This window comes from Nesterenkonia marinintestina, assembly GCF_025420485.1.
Lineage (GTDB): Bacteria > Actinomycetota > Actinomycetes > Actinomycetales > Micrococcaceae > Nesterenkonia > Nesterenkonia marinintestina.
This window is the reverse complement of record NZ_JAOEFD010000008.1, coordinates 1-18,137: the sequence shown is the minus strand read 5'-3', so window position 1 is coordinate 18,137 and position 18,137 is coordinate 1. Positions and strand designations below refer to the sequence as shown.

The 18,137-nt window shown below is 68.7% G+C and carries 17 protein-coding genes and 2 tRNA genes; 10 read left to right on the top strand and 9 right to left on the bottom strand.

Going from position 1 to position 18,137, the window contains the following annotated elements; genetic code table 11:
• Window positions 1-15: 15 nt before the first annotated feature.
• Entirely contained in the window at window positions 16-447 is a 432-nt protein-coding gene (locus tag N7E59_RS07700) for a hypothetical protein (protein WP_261624346.1), read from the bottom strand.
• Window positions 444-1,430 (bottom strand): NAD(P)H-quinone oxidoreductase, encoded by a 987-nt coding sequence (locus tag N7E59_RS07695; RefSeq protein ID WP_261624345.1) that lies wholly within the window; start codon window positions 1,428-1,430, stop codon window positions 444-446. The genes N7E59_RS07700 and N7E59_RS07695 overlap by 4 nt, the downstream gene beginning before the upstream one ends.
• A 139-nt stretch (window positions 1,431-1,569) precedes the next feature.
• Here N7E59_RS07695 and N7E59_RS07690 point away from each other — a divergent pair.
• A tRNA-Ser gene (locus N7E59_RS07690) sits at window positions 1,570-1,657 on the top strand.
• 154 nt (window positions 1,658-1,811) lie between these two features.
• On the opposite strand, the gene N7E59_RS07685 is transcribed toward N7E59_RS07690, so the two are convergent.
• Together N7E59_RS07685 and N7E59_RS07680 are read right to left on the bottom strand one after the other, a co-directional pair.
• Complete coding sequence (locus tag N7E59_RS07685) at window positions 1,812-2,090, bottom strand: hypothetical protein (RefSeq protein WP_261624344.1); 279 nt, start codon at window positions 2,088-2,090, stop codon at window positions 1,812-1,814.
• Between the two features lie 168 nt (window positions 2,091-2,258).
• Window positions 2,259-2,522, bottom strand: coding sequence for a GlsB/YeaQ/YmgE family stress response membrane protein (locus N7E59_RS07680; RefSeq protein ID WP_261624343.1), 264 nt, complete (start codon window positions 2,520-2,522; stop codon window positions 2,259-2,261).
• 164 nt (window positions 2,523-2,686) lie between these two features.
• Between N7E59_RS07680 and N7E59_RS07675 the strand changes: the two genes are divergently transcribed.
• Together N7E59_RS07675 and N7E59_RS07670 are read left to right on the top strand one after the other, a co-directional pair.
• Window positions 2,687-3,562, top strand: a complete 876-nt coding sequence (locus tag N7E59_RS07675) for an SDR family oxidoreductase (protein WP_261624342.1) — start codon at window positions 2,687-2,689, stop codon at window positions 3,560-3,562.
• Window positions 3,537-4,358: an NUDIX hydrolase gene (locus tag N7E59_RS07670; RefSeq protein ID WP_261624341.1), complete on the top strand. Its 822-nt coding sequence runs from the start codon at window positions 3,537-3,539 to the stop codon at window positions 4,356-4,358. The genes N7E59_RS07675 and N7E59_RS07670 overlap by 26 nt, the downstream gene beginning before the upstream one ends.
• Here the strand turns inward: N7E59_RS07670 and N7E59_RS07665 are convergent.
• Together N7E59_RS07665 and N7E59_RS07660 are read right to left on the bottom strand one after the other, a co-directional pair.
• Entirely contained in the window at window positions 4,342-5,223 is an 882-nt protein-coding gene (locus N7E59_RS07665; RefSeq protein ID WP_261624340.1) for a hypothetical protein, read from the bottom strand. The two genes, N7E59_RS07670 and N7E59_RS07665, sit on opposite strands and share 17 nt — an antisense overlap.
• A 28-nt stretch (window positions 5,224-5,251) precedes the next feature.
• Window positions 5,252-6,472, bottom strand: coding sequence for an MFS transporter (locus N7E59_RS07660; RefSeq protein WP_261624339.1), 1,221 nt, complete (start codon window positions 6,470-6,472; stop codon window positions 5,252-5,254).
• Window positions 6,473-6,520: 48 nt separating this feature from the next.
• On the opposite strand from N7E59_RS07660, the gene N7E59_RS07655 reads away from it, so the two are divergent.
• Window positions 6,521-7,972: a phosphomannomutase/phosphoglucomutase gene (locus tag N7E59_RS07655; protein WP_261624338.1), complete on the top strand. Its 1,452-nt coding sequence runs from the start codon at window positions 6,521-6,523 to the stop codon at window positions 7,970-7,972.
• A gap of 19 nt (window positions 7,973-7,991) precedes the next feature.
• Here the strand turns inward: N7E59_RS07655 and N7E59_RS07650 are convergent, their stop codons facing one another.
• Complete coding sequence (locus N7E59_RS07650; protein ID WP_390905030.1) at window positions 7,992-9,827, bottom strand: phosphoenolpyruvate carboxykinase (GTP); 1,836 nt, start codon at window positions 9,825-9,827, stop codon at window positions 7,992-7,994.
• Window positions 9,828-10,183: 356 nt separating this feature from the next.
• Between N7E59_RS07650 and N7E59_RS07645 the strand changes: the two genes are divergently transcribed.
• The 3 genes from N7E59_RS07645 (at window position 10,184) to N7E59_RS07635 (ending at window position 12,794) form a co-directional block, all read left to right on the top strand.
• A tRNA-Arg gene (locus tag N7E59_RS07645) sits at window positions 10,184-10,257 on the top strand.
• Window positions 10,258-10,470: 213 nt separating this feature from the next.
• On the top strand, window positions 10,471-12,039 hold the full coding sequence (locus N7E59_RS07640; RefSeq protein WP_261624336.1) for an OFA family MFS transporter: 1,569 nt from the start codon (window positions 10,471-10,473) through the stop codon (window positions 12,037-12,039).
• A gap of 53 nt (window positions 12,040-12,092) precedes the next feature.
• Complete coding sequence (locus tag N7E59_RS07635; RefSeq protein ID WP_261624335.1) at window positions 12,093-12,794, top strand: hypothetical protein; 702 nt, start codon at window positions 12,093-12,095, stop codon at window positions 12,792-12,794.
• Between the two features lie 138 nt (window positions 12,795-12,932).
• Here the strand turns inward: N7E59_RS07635 and N7E59_RS07630 are convergent, their stop codons facing one another.
• Window positions 12,933-13,139, bottom strand: coding sequence for a CsbD family protein (locus N7E59_RS07630; RefSeq protein WP_261624334.1), 207 nt, complete (start codon window positions 13,137-13,139; stop codon window positions 12,933-12,935).
• A 108-nt stretch (window positions 13,140-13,247) separates the two neighbouring features.
• Window positions 13,248-14,033: a signal peptidase I gene (lepB, locus tag N7E59_RS07625; RefSeq protein ID WP_261624333.1), complete on the bottom strand. Its 786-nt coding sequence runs from the start codon at window positions 14,031-14,033 to the stop codon at window positions 13,248-13,250.
• A 218-nt stretch (window positions 14,034-14,251) separates the two neighbouring features.
• On the opposite strand from lepB, the gene N7E59_RS07620 reads away from it, so the two are divergent.
• The 3 genes from N7E59_RS07620 to N7E59_RS07610 form a co-directional block, all read left to right on the top strand.
• Window positions 14,252-15,073, top strand: a complete 822-nt coding sequence (locus tag N7E59_RS07620) for a DeoR/GlpR family DNA-binding transcription regulator (protein WP_261624332.1) — start codon at window positions 14,252-14,254, stop codon at window positions 15,071-15,073.
• Window positions 15,070-16,116 (top strand): 1-phosphofructokinase family hexose kinase, encoded by a 1,047-nt coding sequence (locus tag N7E59_RS07615; protein WP_261624331.1) that lies wholly within the window; start codon window positions 15,070-15,072, stop codon window positions 16,114-16,116. The genes N7E59_RS07620 and N7E59_RS07615 overlap by 4 nt, the downstream gene beginning before the upstream one ends.
• Window positions 16,113-18,137, top strand: a 2,025-nt coding sequence (locus tag N7E59_RS07610) for a PTS fructose transporter subunit IIABC (RefSeq protein ID WP_261624330.1), incomplete at its 3' end; no start/stop codon positions are given. The genes N7E59_RS07615 and N7E59_RS07610, both read left to right, overlap by 4 nt.

The following is an 18,137-nucleotide window of genomic DNA, read 5'->3' as shown; positions in this document are numbered from 1 at the left end:
CTGCTCAGCCTCTGCTCAGCGTCCGACCCTGGCGGCCTCGGCGGACGCCAGGGTCTCGAAGACCCGCTCGGACCGGCGGTGGACTGCGGTCCGCTCGGCCGCGCCGAGTCGGACCATGGCCACCGCCTCGGCCGTCGTGGCCAGGTGGTTCGCAGCCTGCGAGAGCCCCGCGTGCAGGTCGGCGGCGTCGCCGGGGATCAGCATCCCCTCCCCCGGATGGGCGCGGTGAGCCTCGCCGCAGAGCTCGCGCACGGTCTCGAGCTGCTCGGCGAGCCGGTCTCCGAGAAGCACGAGGTCGTTGTGGACGGCGTCGTCGGCGATGCCCTCCAGCACCTGGTGGTACCGGTCGAGCCCCCGCACGTAGCGATCGTGGGCGCGTCGCCACAGCCCCTGGCCGAGCTCCTTGTCCAGTCGGCGGGTGCGGGAGCGGAAGAGCCTTCCGATCATGGGGTGATCAGCACCTTGCCGATGTGGGTTCCCGCGTCGAAGTGGGCGTAGGCCTCGGCGGCCTCCGCCAGGGGGAAGGTCGCATCGATCGGTACTCGGATCCGCCCGGCGGCGATGAGCGGCCAGATGTCCTCATGCACCGCCGAGACGAAGCGGGCCTTGGTCTCGGCGTCGCGGCTGCGCAGCGTGGTGGCGATGATCCTCAGCCGCTTGGTCAGCATGCGCCCGAGATCGGCCTCAGCACGGCGTCCGCCCTGGAGCCCGATGACCACCAGGCGACCGTCCTGGGACAGCGAACGGAGATTGTCGTGGAGGTACTTCGCACCGACGACGTCGAGGATCACGTCCACGCCGCGGCCCCCGGTGATCTCCTCGACCCGGGCGGCGAAGTCCTCGGCGCGGTGATCGATCACGTGGTCGGCCCCCAGCTCCCCGGCGGCATCGAACTTCTCCGGGCCGCCGACGGTGGTGATGACGCGGGCACCGAGGGACGCGAGCATCTGCAGGGCGAAGCTGCCGATGCCGCCGGCCCCACCGTGCACGAGGACGGTGTCACCGGCACGGACGCCGGCCTCCCCGATGAGGTTCGAGTGCACGGTGACGGCCACCTCGATCAGCCCGGCGGCCTCGACGACGTCCACGCCGTCCGGGACGGGCAGCACGTGGCGGTGGTCGACGACCACCTTCTCCGCACAGCCTCCGCCGGCCAGCAGTGCGACGACGTCGGCGCCGATCAGCTCACGGGCCTCCCGCGGGCTGTCCGGGCCGACGTCGACGACTCGACCGGAGACCTCGAGACCGGGGACTTCGGTGACGCCGGCGGGCGGCGGGTACACACCGAGGCGCTGCATCACATCGGCTCGGTTGAGCCCGGCCGCGGCGACCTCGATCAGCACCTGACCGGCGGCGGGAGCGGGGTCCTGCACCTCCGAGACCGTGATGACCTCGACTCCGCCGGAGCCTTCGTACTCGACAGCTCGCATGGTCCTCCGTCCTGGGTGGGCGTGGGCCCAGCCTAGCCGGAGCCCCTCTGACTCAGAGTCGATCCTTCGGCGGCGGCTCACGTATAGTCGTCCCCTAGAGTTTCGCAACCGGTGGGGATCCTCCGGACGGAGCTTCGCTGGAGGGCTGTCCGAGCGGCCGAAGGAGCCGGTCTTGAAAACCGGTGTGCGGCAACCCCGTACCAAGGGTTCGAATCCCTTGCCCTCCGCCCCTGAACCCCCGCCTGACCTGGGATAACAGGTCGGCGGGGGTCTGTTGTCGGCGTGAGAGGCCGATTTGTTGGCCCCGACCGCACCTCGACGCACCACCGCCCCCATCACCTGGTGGTGATGGGGGCGGCTCCCTGCCTCTGGAGGCAGGTCCTACTTCTGTCCTACGCCGGTGACATGCAGCGGTCGCTCCGGATCATTCGTCTCCTGCACCTCGAAGCCTGCGCTCTCCAGGCGGACCTTCGCGGGGCCCACGCCGGCTCCGTCCGGGGCCATGACCGAGACGACGTACGCGTAGCCGTTCTCGCCGTGGTCTCCGTCGAAGCCGGTGATCGTCTCACGCTCGACGGGGTCGTCCTTGTTCAGCTCGCTCTCGGTGGAGGTGTCGATCTCGACGTCGGACGTCACGATGACGTCGTAACGCTCAGGCATCCTCAAGCTCCTTCTCGACTGTCTTTCACATTATCGATGTGAACGTATTTCGATCACATATGATCTTTCTAGAATCCTATTAGGGCGGATCCGTGGTGGTCAGCGACCGAGGCCCCCGCCGGAGTCCCTCTCGAGGGTCAGCGGGGGCCTTCGTCGCGCGGCGAGGCCTCAGGCCTTACGTCCGCCGAGGATCAGGCTCCACAGGAACGAGAAGAGGACACCGCCTCCGATGGCGGCGACCCAGGTCCCGATGTCGAAGAACTGCTCGTTGACGTTGATCCCGAACACGGCCGAGGCGATCCAGCCGCCGAGCAGGGCGCCCACGATTCCGGTGAGCAGCGTGCCCAGGAAGCCTCCCGGTGCGCCCGGGCGGATGGCCTGGGCGATGGCACCGGCGATGAGGCCGAGCACGATCCAAGCGATGAATCCCATGATGTCCTCCTTGTTGAGGGGCGTGTGACGGCTCAACAGTAGTCCTCAGAAGGCACGAACGGAAACACCTTCGCCCGGCTGACCTGGGATTCTTCCGAAGCTTCTGCGGACGCCCCACGAGAGACCTGCTTCCTCGGAGGGGTTCGGTGCTCCACAATGAGGTCATGATCGGATCTCTACGCCGCCGAGGCGGACCCGGCCGCAGCATCTCGACCGCAGTGATCACCGGCGCAGGAAGCGGCATCGGCCGGCTCCTGGCCCTGACACTGGCCGCCCGGGGGACGCGCGTCGCCCTCTGGGACCTCGACGCCGACTCCGCAGAACAGGTCGCCGAGGAGATACGCGGGCAGGGCGGTGAGGCCCTCGCCCTCCGGTGCGACGTCTCCGACCGGACCGACGTCGAGGCGATGGCCGAGGAGACCATCCGCAGGCTGGGGCCGGTGGACCTGCTGATCAACAACGCAGGGGTGGTGACCGGGTCACGCTTCGAGGACACCGCCCCGGAGCAGGTCGAGCGCACATTCCGCGTCAACTCACTGGCCATGTTCTGGACGGTGCGGGCGCTGCTGCCGGGCATGCGTGAGCGCGACCGCGGCCTGATCGTGAACGTCGCCAGCGCAGCCGGCATCGTCGGCGTCGCCCGTCAGACCGACTACGCGGCCTCGAAGTTCGCCGCCGTCGGGTTCAGCGAGTCGCTGCGCGCCGAACTCCGGACCGAGGGATCCGCGGTCGGAGTCATGGTGGTCTGCCCGTACTACATCTCCACCGGCATGTTCGAGGGCGTGACCACCCGCTATCCGGCGCTGCTGCCCATCACCGAGCCTGAGGACGCCGTGGAGAAGATCATGAACGGCATCGACGCCGGTCGCGCCCGCGTCGTCTTCCCCCCGGCCGTGCTCTCCACCTACGCCTTCCGACTGTTTCCGGTCCCCTGGGCCGATCGGGCGATGGACCTGTTGGGGGTGAACCGGGGGATGGACGGGTTCCGCGGACGGAGCCAGGTAGGCTCGCGGCATGCAGATCCCGGACGACGTCTCTGACCGGACACCGCCGATACGCGACGCGGCTTCGGTGGTGCTGATCCGGGACACCCAGGACGGCCCGGAGGCCTTCACCCTGACCCGGGCCTCCACCATGGCCTTCTCCGCCGGAGCCACCGTGTTCCCCGGCGGCGGCGTGGACCCCGGCGACGCCCTGCCCGACGCCGACTTCGATGCGGTGGACCTCCCCTGGTGGGCGGCGGCCTTCGACGACGATGAGGACGCCGTTCGCCGCCTGCTGGTGACGGCCGTGCGGGAGACCTTCGAGGAGTGCGGTGTGCTGCTGGCCCGCACCTCGGACGGCGGCGGCGTCGACCCCCGAGCCTACGACGCGGCACGTCAGGCACTCGAGGCCCACGAGACGACGCTGGCCGAGGTCTTCGAGGATCACGACCTGCGCCCGGACTTCTCAGTGCTGCGGCCGTTCTCCCGCTGGACGACTCCGGTCGACCAGCCCCGACGCTACGACACCCGGTTCTTCCTGGCCGCGCTGCCGTCGGGGCAGCAGGCCGTCCACACCACCGGTGAGGCGGTGGCCACCCGGTGGATGGGGGCGCGACGGGCCGCCGAGCTGTTCCGAGACGGTGACACGGACCTGATGCCGCCCACCTGGTCCCAGTTCCGGGAGCTGGGCCGTTGGGACTCGGTGGAGACCGCGCTGGCGGCGGCCGATGAGGCACCTCCGCCCCGGGTGACACCGACGATCGTTCCGGACTCCAGCCCGAGGAGGGTGCGGTTCCCGCACGACGAGGAGTACTACGCCGACTCCCCGGCGCACCTCACTCCTGGTTCCTGAACACCACCAGGAACTTGTGCGCCTCCTCCTGCGTCAGCGGAGAGTGGGCGGCCAGCAGTTCGGAGGCCTGCTCCAGCTCGTCATTGCGCACCAGGGCGTACAGCTGGTCGTGGACCCACGGCTCCAGATCCTCGTGGGAGAGGCTGATCTTCTCGTCACCGCGCTGGACCTCCAGGTGGAATCCGCCGAGGTCGTCCTGGGGTTCTTCGGTCCACTCGGTGGGGACGGTCAGTTCGGCGTCCTGGTCGAAGCCCGACTCCTCCATGAGCCGGCGGGCCGCGGCGTCGACGTCGTCGGACTGCTCCGCCTCCGTCTCCGTCTCCGCGTCCGTCTCGCCCTCCTCCGCGGGCGCGTCGTCCGAATCCGCCGTCTCAGAGCTCTCGTCGACGCCGTCGATGACGTCCTCCACGTACTCGTCCCGAACTGAGTCGTCGGCGTCGGTCGGCTCCTGCTCCGAGGAGGCGACGTCGTCCGGAGTCGCCGATTCTGACCCAGAAGCGTCGACGGCCTCGGCGCCCATGCCCTCGATGTCGGGGGCGCTGGTCGTGTCGTCCTCCAGGTGCAGCTCCGAAGGCGTCGGCTGGGGATAGGCGTGCAGCGCCTGGACGGCGACGATGCAGTCCTGGATCTTCGCACCGGTGGCCTGCCGGAAGACGGCGAGCGCCTGACGTCCGTCGTCGGCGGCGATCGCCCGGTAGACCTCCTTGTGCTGCTCGTCGGTCAGCGTCTTGGCGGCCATGCGGGCGTTCTCCGGGGTGACGGCGTCCTTCAGACGTTCGTTCATCCGCTGTGCCTGACGCTGCAGCAGCGCCCGCACCAGGATGAACAGCAGGATTCCGACGGCGACGACTACGAGAAACTCCACGCCCCCAGTCTAGAGGACCGGCCTGTCCTCAGTCCCGCGGCAGCACCAGGGCGGCCAGAGAGGTCGCTGCGACCACTAAGCCGAGGACCATGGCCACGGTGCCCGCCCAACCGGCCAGGGCGAGGAACGTCCCCCCCAGGAACCCGAAGACGGAGGAACCGGCGTAGTAGCCGAGGTTGTACAGCGAGGCTGACTGGGCGCGGCCCCCGACCGCCCGGACACCGGCCCATCCGGCGGCCACCGAATGCGCTCCGAAGAACCCGGCGGTGAAGACCACGGTGCCCACCACCACTGCGGACAGGTGCGGCACCAGGGTCAGGGCGACGCCGACGAACATGACCGTCGAAGAGCCCAGCAGCACGTGCCTGCGGCTGAATCGGGCGGCCAGCCGTCCCGCCCGGGGCGAAGACCAGGTGCCGGCGAGGTAGGCGAGGAAGACGAAGGAGACCAGCCACAGGGGCAGCCCGAACGGCTCTCCGGCGAGGTGGAATCCCACGTAGTTGTACATCGCCACGAAGCCGCCCATGAGCAGGAACCCCTGCAGGTAGATGACCCAGAGCTCCTTGACCTTCAGATTCCCGGTCAGGGCCGTCACCGCGGGGCGGAGCCGGAACGTCCTCGGCGTGAACCCCTGTGCCCGCGGTGCGAGGCGGAGGAAGATCAGCACGCAGGCCACGGCGATCAGCGTCACGACGAAGACGCCGACCTCCCACCCGAGCTGCTCGCCGATCGGGGCGGCGATGATGCGCCCGGAGAGCCCGCCGACCGTGGTCCCTGAGACATAGGTGCCCGCGGCGACGACTGTGGCCTTCGGGGTGACCTCCTCCGAGAGGTAGGCGACTGCCAGCGCCGGCACGCCTCCGAGCATGAGCCCCTCGAGGAAGCGCATGACCAGGGTCAGCTCGAACGTCGGCATCATCACCGAGGCCAGGGCGAAGAGGCAGGCCAGGGACACTGCGGCGAGCATCGCCGGCTTCCGTCCCCGAGAATCCCCGATGTAGGACCAGGGGATCACCCCCAGAGCCAGGCCCAGAGTCGCCGCGGAGATCATGAGCGAGGCCGAGTCGGCGGTGACGCCCTGATCCGCGACGATCAGCGGCAGCAGGCCCTGAGGCGAGTAGAGCTGGGCGAAGGTCGCCACCCCGATGAAGAACAGCGCGACCAGGAGCCGTCGATACGCCGCGGTTCCCGGTCGGAGTCCGCGATCCTCCGGAGTGGGCCGCGTGGGCCCGCCGGCGTCGTCAGTCATCACCACTCACCCTACGCGCGCCCGGGATCGGAGGACGCGTGTCCTACGATGATCTCCGTGACTATCGACCTCTCTGCTTCCTTCAAGGCCTACGACGTCCGCGGACTGGTGGGCGAGACCATCACCGCCGACTCCGTCCGAGCGGTCGGCGCCGCATTCGTCGACGTGCTGGAGCTGACCGGCCGGCAGGTGCTGGTCGGCGGCGACATGCGCCCCACCTCCCCCGAATTCGTCGAGGCGTTCGCCGAGGGCGCTACGGCCCGCGGCGCCGACGTCGTCGACCTGGGGCGGATCTCCACCGACATGCTCTACTTCGCCTGCGGGACCCGACAGGCCCCCGGGGTCGTGTTCACGGCCAGCCACAATCCGTCCCAGTACAACGGGATGAAGATGGCTCGGGCCGGGGCGGTGCCGATCTCCTCGGACACCGGCCTCGCGGAGATCCGGGACGCCGCGCAGACGTATCTGGAGACTGAGGACGCCCGGATCCCCGCAGTCGAGCGGCCCGGGACCGTCGAGCAGTCCGACGTCCTGACCGGCTACGCCGAGTATCTGCGCCGACTGGTCGACCTGCGAGGCGTCCGACCGCTGAAGGTCGTCGTCGACGCGGCGAACGGCATGTCCGGGCTGACGACGCCGGCGGTGCTCGGCGACGAGCTGCTCGACCCGCTGCCGCTGGAGGTGGTGCCGCTGTACTTCGAGTTAGATGGCACGTTCCCCAACCACCCGGCGAACCCCCTGGAGCCGGAGAACCTGCACGATCTGCAGGCCGCCGTCCGAGAGCACGAGGCCGACATCGGCCTCGCATTCGACGGCGACGCCGACCGCTGCTTCGTGATCGACGAGCGCGGCGAGGCGGTCCCGCCCTCAGCGGTGACGGCGCTGGTCGCTCGGCGCGAGATCGCCCGGGCACGCGCCGAGGGCGAGCAGACTCCGGTGATCATCCACAACCTCATCACCTCCAAGGCGGTGCCCGAGCTGGTGGAGCGGGAGGCCGGGCGTGCGGTGGAGACCCGTGTCGGCCACTCCTACATCAAGGCCGTCATGGCCGAAGAGGGTGCGGTGTTCGGCGGTGAGCACTCGGCCCACTACTACTTCCGGGACTTCTTCAACGCCGACACCGGAATGCTCGCGGCCATGCACGTGCTGGCGGCACTGGGGACCCAGGAGCTGCCGCTGTCCCAGCTCGCCGCCGAGTACAGCCCCTACGTCGCCTCCGGGGAGATCAACTCGGAGGTCGAGGACAAGGACGCCGCCGTCGCCCGAGTGCTGGAGGTCTTCTCCCCGCAGGCGCCGGAGCTGGTCGACGGCGTCGAAGCCGCAGAGACCTCCGTGCACCGTATGGACGGGACCACGGTGTCAGCCGCCGACGGCAGCTGGTGGTTCAACCTGCGCCCGTCGAACACCGAACCCTACCTGCGGTTCAACGGTGAGGCCCACGACGGCGACGTCCTCGACGCCCTGAGAGACCGGGTGCTGGAGCTCGTCCGCGGCGAATGACCCCGGACGAGCTCCGGAGTCAGGCCGTCTCGGCGGCCCGCACCCGACCGCGCAGCTCATCGAGCTCGGCCACGATGGACTCCGGCAGGGAGTCGCCGAACCGGGCGAACCAGTTCTCGATGTCGGCGAGCTCCTCGGTCCACTCGTCTCCGTCGACTGTGAGCGCATCCTCGAGGTCCGCGTCTGCGATGTCCAGCCCGGTAGTGTCCAGGGCCTCAGGGGTCGGAGTCAGCCCGATGGGCGTCTCCACGGCCTCGGCGGTGCCCTCGATGCGCTCGACGACCCACTTCAGGACCCGTGAGTTCTCGGCGAAGCCGGGCCAGGCGAATCCGCCGTCGCGGTTGCGACGGAACCAGTTCACCAGGAAGATCTTCGGCAGCTTGTCCTCCTGGGCCTGGCCCGAGACCCGCACCCAGTGGTTGAGGTAGTCGCCGGCGTCATACCCGATGAAGGGCAGCATCGCCATCGGGTCGCGCCGGACCTGGCCGACGGCGCCCTCCGCAGCCGCGGTGGTCGCTGAGGACAGGGTGGCGCCGAAGAAGATGCCGTGGTTCCAGTCGCGGGACTCGGTCACAAGCGGGACGGTGGTCTTGCGACGTCCGCCGAAGAGGATCGCGTCCAGCTTGACCCCGTCCGGGGCGAAGTACTCGTCGGCCAGCATATCGGTCTGGTCGATCGGGGTGCAGAACCGTGCGTTCGGGTGCGCCGCAGGGGCCTCGGAGTCCGGGGTCCAGTCCTGGCCGCGCCAGTCGATCAGATGGTCGGGGGCCTCCTCGGTCATCCCCTCCCACCAGACGCCGCCGTCGTCGGTGAGGGCGCAGTTGGTGAATATGGAGTTGCCCTTGGCGATGGCCCGCATCGCGTTGGCGTTGGTGTGCCAGCCGGTGCCCGGAGCCACGCCGAAGTAGCCGGCCTCAGGGTTGACCACCCGGAATTCACCCTCCCTGCCGGGGCGGATCCAGGTGATGTCGTCGCCGAGGGTCTCTGCGGTCCACCCTTCCAGCGTCGGGTCGATCAGCGCGAGGTTGGTCTTGCCGCAGGCCGACGGGAAGGCTCCGGAGATGTAGTAGCTCTTCCCCTGAGGGCTGGTGAGCTTGAGGATGAGCATGTGCTCTGCGAGCCAGCCCTCGTCACGGGCCATCACCGAGGCGATGCGCAGCGCGTAGCACTTCTTGCCCAGCAGGGCGTTGCCGCCGTAGCCGGAACCGAAGGACCAGATCTCGCGGGTCTCGGGGAAGTGGACGATGTACTTCTCGTCGTTGCACGGCCACGGCACGTCGGCCTGCCCCGGCTCGAGCGGGGCACCCACGGAGTGGACCGCCGGGACGAAGAACGCGTCGAGCTCGTCGATCTTCTCCATCACGTCGGTGCCGATGCGGGCCATGATCCGCATGGAGGCGACCACGTAGGCGGAGTCGGTGATCTCGACGCCGAACTTGGGGTCCTCGGCGTCGAGGTGACCCATGACGAAGGGGATGACGTACATCGTGCGACCGCGCATGCAGCCGTCGAAGACTCCCCGGAGGGTCTCACGCATCTCTGCCGGTTCACGCCAGTTGTTGGTGAATCCGGCGTCGCGCTCCTGTTCGGAGCAGATGAACGTCCGCGACTCGACCCGGGCGACGTCGGCGGGGTCGGAGAATGCTGCGAACGAGTTCGGGAAGTCCGGGCTGGTCAGACGGGTCAGAGTCCCGGCTTCTACGAGTTCGTCGGTGAGCTGCCTGTGCTCCTCCTCGCCTCCGTCCACCCAGTGGATCGTGTCCGGGGTGGTCAGTTCGGCGATCTCGGCGACGAAGCGGAGCAGCCGCTCGTTCTTCGTCGGGGCGCTCTCTCCGATGTCCGCACCGGGCTCCATTGCGACGGTGGTGGCCATACGTTCCCTCCATTGGGCGATCAGGTCGGTGAATGCTCCCTGCACTGACCCCGGGCGGACAGCACCGGTTCGCCGTCGAACCGGTCCGCGCGACGTCCACCTCATCGTGGGCATCGCACCCTGCGGGGCGCAGAGGATGCATGTAGTCCCAACTGTAGCGCCCATGGAGCGCCCGCGCGTGGGCGCATCTCACACTGCGAGCCGCGTGTGAGGCAGATCTCAGTCCTGTCGGGAGGGTGCCGCGGGCACACTCCGGGATTTGTCGAGGTGTGCGGGGCGCGTGTAATGTAGACGGAGTCGAAAGCGCGGAATGCACTCTCGACGACCAACAGAATCATGCGCCTATAGCTCAGCTGGATAGAGCGTCGGTCTACGGAACCGAAGGTCTGGGGTTCGAATCCCTATGGGCGCACATAGAGCGGAAGAGCCCCGCTCCTCGTCGTTGCGAGGAGTGGGGCTCTTTCCATGCGATCAGACGGTCGAAGGCACTCAGACGGCCAGCGGTCTCGAATGAGGCTCGAGGCCGGACCGCACCCTCCGACCTCATCGTGTCGCTCCTCAACTGTCCCCGTCGACCCGCCTCCGTTAGTGTGCCTTATGTCACGCCACGCACTGAGGAGGGGCGATGTCCACGACCACCCAGGACGAGCGATCGCCGGCGATGCGCCGGATCACCGCCAGACCGGGCTTCAACCGGTGGCTCATCCCACCTGCCGCACTGGCCATCCACATGTGCATCGGCCAGGTCTACGCCACCAGCGCGTACCGCGATGCGATCCAGGTCCACTTCGACGCCAGCCACACCGCCATCGGGATCATCTTCTCCCTCGCCATCGTCATGCTGGGCCTCTCCGCAGCCCTGTTCGGCACGTGGGTGGACCGCAACGGGCCCCGACGGGCCATCCTCGCCTCGACGATCTTCTGGGTCTCCGGCTTCCTGATCGGCTCGCTAGGGATCTTCACCTCACAGCTGTGGCTGGTGTACCTGGGCTACGGATTCGTCGGGGGCATCGGTCTGGGGATCGGCTACATCGCCCCGGTCTCCACCCTGATCAAGTGGTTCCCCGACAGGCCCGGCATGGGCACCGGAATGGCCATCATGGGCTTCGGCGTGGGTGCGATGATCGCCTCGCCGCTGTCGGAGTTCTTCATGAACCTCTACGACGGAGGGGCTCCGGGTGACGGCGACGTCCACTCCGGGCAGTCCGTGGGTCTGCTGTTCCTGACCCTGGCGGGCCTCTATCTGGTGATGATGCTCTTCGGCGCCTGGATCGTCCGTGTGCCGGCGCCGGACTGGAAGCCGGACGGGTTCGACCCGGACACCGCCAAGAAGTCCTCGATGATCTCGCAGGGCAACGTCCGAGCCAACACGGCCATCAGGACCCCGCAGTTCTGGCTGCTATGGGTGGTCCTCTTCGTCAACGTCACCGCCGGCATCGGGATCCTGGAACAGGCGAACCCCTTCGTGCGTGACTTCTTCCGAGCCGACGACGGCACCACCTTCGTGGCCGCCGCCGCTGCGGCCGGATTCGTGGCCTTCCTGAGCCTGACCAACACGCTGGGTCGGTTCATCTGGGCCTCGACCTCAGACAAGATCGGTCGCAAACCGATCTACATGGTCTACCTCGGCCTGGGGGCGGCGCTGTACTTCGTCCTGGCCACGTGGGGCAACACCTCGATGGCGCTGTTCATCGTCCTGGCCGGCGTCATCCTGTCCTTCTACGGCGGAGGCTTCGCCACCATTCCAGCATACCTGCGGGATCTGTTCGGCACCCTCCAGGTCGGGGCCATCCACGGTCGGCTGCTGACGGCGTGGTCAGCGGCCGGGATCGCCGGGCCGCTCATCGTCAACAGCTTCCTGGACCGTGCGGGCGGGGAGCCCGGGACGCTGACGGCGGATGCCTACCGGCCGGCCCTGTTCACGATGGTGGGCCTGCTGGTGCTCGGCTTCGTCGCGAACCTCCTGGTCCGCCCGGTGAACGAGCGCCACCACGAGGAGAGCAAGCGGGACGCCACGCCTGACAACGACGACGGCAAGAAGGCGGGAACCTCCGAAGAGGGCGACGCCGAGCAGGTGGATCGCGCGGCGAAGCCCCCGGTGCCGGTCCCGGTGGCGTGGGCCGTGGTCGCCACACCCATCCTCTACGGATTGGCCTACACGTTCTTCAACGGCGCCCAGCTGTTCATCCACTGACCGTCGAGCCATCGTCGGCACCCGTCACGGTGCTGCCGTTGAGGCGACATTCCATGCGACTCACCTTCCGAACCATCTGTCCACCGGTCCTGGGCGTCATGGCGCTGACCGCCTGCTCCACCGGGGACGCGGAGAGGGTCGACCAGTTGGAGGCCGAAGTCTCCGAGCTTCGCTCTCAGGTCTCGGAACAGGCAGCAGATCCCTCCGAAGCACCTGAAGACGCCGAGGAGGCTTCCGAGGCCGAGGACCCCGACGAAGCCCAGACGACGGAGTCTCCCGCGGCAGAGGACTCGGGGGACGACCCCGGCGAGGAGTGGCCGCGACAGACCTCATCCGAGAGCGTCGAATATGCTCCGAGCCGCTCAAGCATCTTGGACCTGATCGACACGATGGAGGCCAGTCCGTACGCCTGTGAGGAGTATTGGATGGACGACATCGTCTTCGACATCATCCCCGTCGACCCGAATCTCGACGGCGAGATGGCGGTCTGCGACGATTACCTCGAAATGTACTGGTTCAGGCATTCGGCGGCCAGAGCACAGTTCGAAGCTGATATGGAGCTCGCTCGCCGCGGAACAGCCATGAATGAGGCCGTCCTAGCGAGCATGATCGGGGACGATTGGGCGTTGTCCATCACGGTATGGCCCCAAGTGCTGGACGAGTTGGGGCACGCTTCGCCCGAGGGCGTCATCGATGATCTGCGGGAGACGGCCGACGCCGTCGGCCCCCACGAGGAGCTCGTACTCTGGAACTGATGCTGAACACAGCGGCAGGGGGCGGGCCCTCACCCCTCCGAGGGACCGCCCCCTGCACTGCTGAGGCTTGGTCGGACTTCTCAGGACCGGTGCCCTATGTCTGCTCCTCGAGCAGCCGAAGGACACCGTGGAAGCAGATCACTTCTTGCCGTCGCCCTTGAGGCCGTCGAAGGCACCCTTGACCGAGTCCTTGGCGTCCTCGACCTTGTCCTTCATCGCACCCTTCGACTGCTGGGCCTTGCCTTCGGTCTCCTGCTGCTTGTCGCCGGTGACCTTGCCGGCGGCCTCGTTGAACTTGCCGCCGACCTTATCCTTGGTGTTCTCGAACCGGTCCTCGTCGCCCATGGCTCCTCCTGATCGTCGTGCTCTGCGCCTGAGGGTCATCCTCGGCCCCTCCGACGATACTCCATCGCCCTCCGAACCGAGTCGCTGACCTGGAGCTTCAGCGTCACCTCAGTGGCCGCCCCATCCCGTCGGGGGCCAGACGGTGACGAACACGCGCCCGACGACGTCCTCTCGATCGACGAACCGCGCACACTCGTCGTCGGCCTCGTCCTCGTCCAGACCGCGGCAGGCGATCACCGAGTCGGCGGAGTTGGATCGGTGGTCCCCGAGAACGAGCAGCTGCCCCTCCGGCACGGTGACCGGTCCGAAACACCGCATCGACATCGGCTCACCCGAGCAGTCCTCCTCGCCCGGAGTGAAGGGCAGGTCCTGAAAGACGTACGGTTCGTCCAGCGGTTCACCGTCGACGGTGATCCGACCGTCGTCGTCGCAGCATTCGATTTCCTCTCCGGGCAGCCCGATCACACGCTTGACCAGCGCCTGTTCGTTCGAAGGACCCAGACTCGTGACATCCCCGAAGGACCGCACGGCATCTCCGAAGGCAGACGGCTCCGGACTGGGGAGGTCCCCCTCCCATTCCTCGTCGGCGTTGTAGACCACGACGTCCTGACGCTGAGGCATCTCCTCCTCCGAGTAGGCGGTCCGGTCGGTGAGCATGCGGTCTCCGACCTCCAGCGTCGTCTCCATCGATCCCGACGGCACCGCGTACACCTTCACCCAGAAGTGCTGGATCACGGAGAGGACGACGAGGGCCACCAGTATGTTGAGCAGCAGGCTCAGCGCGAACGGCATCCTCCGACGACCACCGCGAGCGGCGGACTTCTCCTCCCGCTCTCGGCGCCGCCCCTTCCGGCTGCCGACCTCCGGCGCCCCATCTGTGCGGTCCTCGGCCACTGCGGACCCTCCTCACCGTGCCGCCGCGCTGGGCGACGCCTTCCTGAACACGTCCGAGCATACGCGCCGGCCCATCCCGGCGAAGGGTCACTCAAGGACCTCGCTAGACCACATTGAGCGTTGCATTCACAGATAAACACAGATAAAGTCAATCTAATCCACATTGGTGTGTCTGCCGTCACAGCGTGACGCGGCACTGCAGAGTCCCGGAGGTTCCCATGTCGCTTCTGGCCGCGGAACGGCACGACCGCATCGTGGGTCGTCTGCGCCGTGACGGCACCGTGTCCGTGGCACAGATCGCCGAGGACTGTGCTGTCACTGCAGAGACAGTGCGGCGGGACCTGGACCGGCTGGCCCGCGACGGCGTCCTGCAACGGGTCCACGGCGGGGCGGTGGCCGCCTCCAACGGGTCCAACGGGGCCTCGCGGGCGGAGAGCTCCTGGCGGGACCGGCAGTCCCACCGCGCACCGCAGAAGCGCGCGATCGCCGCCGCGGCCATGGAGTTCGTGCCGGATTCGGCCAGCTCCAGCCTCATCCTCGACGCCGGCAGCACCACCGAGGTGCTCGTCGACCTACTCGTCTCCCAGACGCCGACCCCGACCGCCTCCACACGGCCGCGGTACGTGCTCACCGACGCGGTGCCGATCGCCGGCAAGCTCGCCGACGTCGAAGGCTTCGACGTCGAGACCTTAGGGGGACGGGTACGCCGCCTCACCGGCGCCGTCGTGGGTGACGCCGCCCTGCACACCCTGGCCGACCGCCGATGCGACGTCGCCTTCCTGGGGACCAATGGGATCGACGCCTCTTTCGGCCTCTCCACCCCCGACCCGGCCGAGGCGGCGGTCAAGTCCGCCATGATCGCCGCCGCCCGCACCGTGGTGCTGCTGGCCGACTCCACCAAACTCGACCGATGCTCACTGGTCCGCTTCGCCCACCTCGAGGAGGTCTCCGTGCTCATCACCGACACCGACCCGCAGCCTCGACTGCGCGACGCTCTGCACGCCGCAGGCGTCACCGTGATCCGTGCGGAGGCCCCATGATCGTCACCGTCACCCCCAATCCCAGCCTCGACAAGACCGTCGAACTCGCCGACGCCCTGATCACCGGTGCGGTCCAGCGGGCGGTCCGCGCCACCGCGGAGCCCGGCGGCAAGGGTGTGAACATCTCTCGCGCCCTCTGCGCCGCCGACCGCGAGACCTTGGCGCTGCTCCCGGGAGATCCGAGCGACCCGGTGCTCACCGGCCTGACCGAGGCTGGCGTCCCTCACCGCTCGGTGTCCGCCGGGGCACCGCTGCGCACCAACATCACCGTCACCGACCCCCGCGGTGTGACCACCAAGATCAACGAGCCGGGACCGACCTTCGGCGACGCCGGCACACGTGCGCTCATCGAGCTGACCGCCGCACTCTCCGGTGGAGCCTCCTGGGTGGCGCTGGCGGGGTCGCTGCCGCCCGGAATGCCGGAGGACCTCTACGCCCGAGTCATCACCGAACTCCGCGACGCCCTGCTCTCAGCCGCACCGAAGGTGGCCCTGGACTCCTCCGGAGCAGCCTTGGCGGCCGCGGTCGCCGCCTCCCCCGATCTGATCAAGCCCAATGCCGAAGAGCTTCTCGAACTCGTCACCCGGCTCACCGGGGCCGCCCCCGACATCTCCCCTGAGGCGCTGGAGGCCGAACCCGAGCAGGTCCTGGACCTGGCACGCCGGGCGCAGTCCTGCGGGGCCCGCACCGTCCTGGTCACCCTGGGCGCTCACGGTGCGCTGCTGGTGCCCCCTCGCGACCAGCAGGGCCACGGTGTCCTGCGCGCCACAGGACCGACCCTGGTCGCCCGCTCCACCGTCGGCGCCGGAGACGCCTCCCTGGCCGGCTACCTGCTGGCAGACGAGTCCGGGTCGACGGCCGAAGAGGCGCTACGCCGAGCGGCCGCGCAGGGCCGCGCCGCCGCCTCGCTCCCCGGATCCGTGATGCCGCGCCCGGAGGACCTCAACCTCGAGGCCGTGGACGTCACGGCCTTCGCCCCCCGACGAAGCGTCTGTGCAGGCCACCCCCACCCCACTCGTGAACGAACTGTGAGGACACCATGAGCAGCATGATCACCACCGACCTGGTCACTCTGGACACCCTCCGTGCCACGGATAAGCACGAGGCGATCCGCGCCCTGGCCGCCATGGTGCAGACGGCCGGACGCACCGACGACGCCGAGGCCCTGGCCGCCGACGCCTGGACCCGCGAGGAGAAGTCCTCGACCGGCATGCCCGGCGGGGTGGCCATCCCCCACTGCCGGACCGAGGCCGTCGACGAGCCGACCCTGGCCTTCGCCCGCCTGCCGGAGTCCCTCGACTTCGGCGCCAAGGACGGCCCCGCCGACCTGGCCTTCTTCATCGCCGCACCGGCCGGTGCCGACTCCGATCACCTCAAGATCCTCTCGGCCCTGGCACGGTCCCTGGTCCGGAAGGACTTCGTGGGGTCCCTGCGAGAGGCCGCCGAGGAACAGACCGTGGTCGACCTGATCTCCCAGGCCGTGGACGGGGCACTGAAGCCCAAGGAGACCATCGAGAAGTCCGTCCCCGCCGGTGAGACGGCCGGCGAGACGGCCGGCGCGGGGTCCCGCCGGCTGGTCGCGGTCACCGCCTGCCCCACAGGGATCGCCCACACCTACATGGCCGCAGACTCGCTGTCTCTGGCGGCCGAGGAGATGGGTGTGGAGATCGCCGTGGAGACGCAGGGGTCCTCTGGGGCCTCCAAGCTCTCGTCCTCGGTGGTCGATGCCGCCGAGGCGGTCATCTTCGCCTCCGACGTCGACGTCCGGGACAAGCAGCGCTTCGCCGGCAAACCGGTCGTCGCTGTGCCGGTCAAGCGGGGCATCGACGAACCTCGGCAGCTGATCGAACGTGCCCTGGCCGCCGCCCGGGACCCCCAGGCCAAGGTGGTCGGCACCGAGGCCGGTTCTGAGGGCGAGGCGCAGGAAGAGGGCCAGGAGGGGTTCGGCAAGAAGGTCCAGCGCGTGCTGATGACCGGCGTCTCCTACATGATCCCGTTCGTGGCCGCCGGCGGTCTGCTGATAGCCCTGGGCTTCCTGCTCGGCGGATATAACATCACCGACGTCGCCGAGGACGTCGCGGGGAACAATGCCCTGTGGAACCTGCCCACCGAGGCCGACGTTCCGGACCCCTTCCGGGGCTTCGGCATGCTGGGCGCCTATCTGGGCTCGGTGTTCTATGTCATCGGCGGTACCGCGATGGGCTTCCTGGTCCCCGCACTCGCCGGCTACATCGCCTACGGCATGGCCGACCGCCCCGGGATCGCCCCCGGGTTCATCGCCGGTGCCGTGGCCTATGGGATGGACGCGGGGTTCATCGGCGGCATCGTCGGCGGTGTCATGGCCGGAGCGGCGGCGTACTGGATCCGGCAGCTCTCAGTGCCCCGCTGGCTGGCCGGCCTGATGCCGGTGGTGATCATCCCCCTGGTGGCCACCATCCTCTCCTCCGGCGTCCTCTACCTCTTCCTGGGCGGACCGATCGCGTCCCTGACGGGCGCGCTGGAGAGCTGGCTGTCGGGGATGACCGGCACCGCCGCTATCCTGCTCGGTGTAGTGCTCGGCCTGATGATGTGCTCCGACCTGGGCGGACCTATCAACAAGGTCGCCTACTCGTTCGCCGTCGCCGGACTCGGCGCCGCCTCCATCACCGAGAACACCGGTCCGTTCATGATCATGGCCGCGGTGATGGCCTCCGGCATGGTGCCCCCACTGGGCATGGCCCTGGCGACCTTCGTCGACCGGAGGCTGTTCACCGCCGCCGAGCGCGAGAACGGCAAGACGGCGGTGCTGCTGGGTGCGGCGTTCATCTCGGAGGGAGCGATCCCCTTCGCCGCCGCGGACCCTCTGCGCGTGCTGCCCGCCGCGATGCTGGGCGGCATGACGACTGGTGCCCTGACCATGGCCTTCGGGGTCACCTCACAGGCCCCGCACGGCGGAGCCTTCGTCTTCTTCGCCATCAATGCGTTCGCCCTGTTCGCACTAGCGGTGGTCATCGGTGCCGTAGTCACTGCCACTGTGGTGGTCGCACTGAAGCGCTTCACACGCAGCTCCCCGGACGGGGGGGGG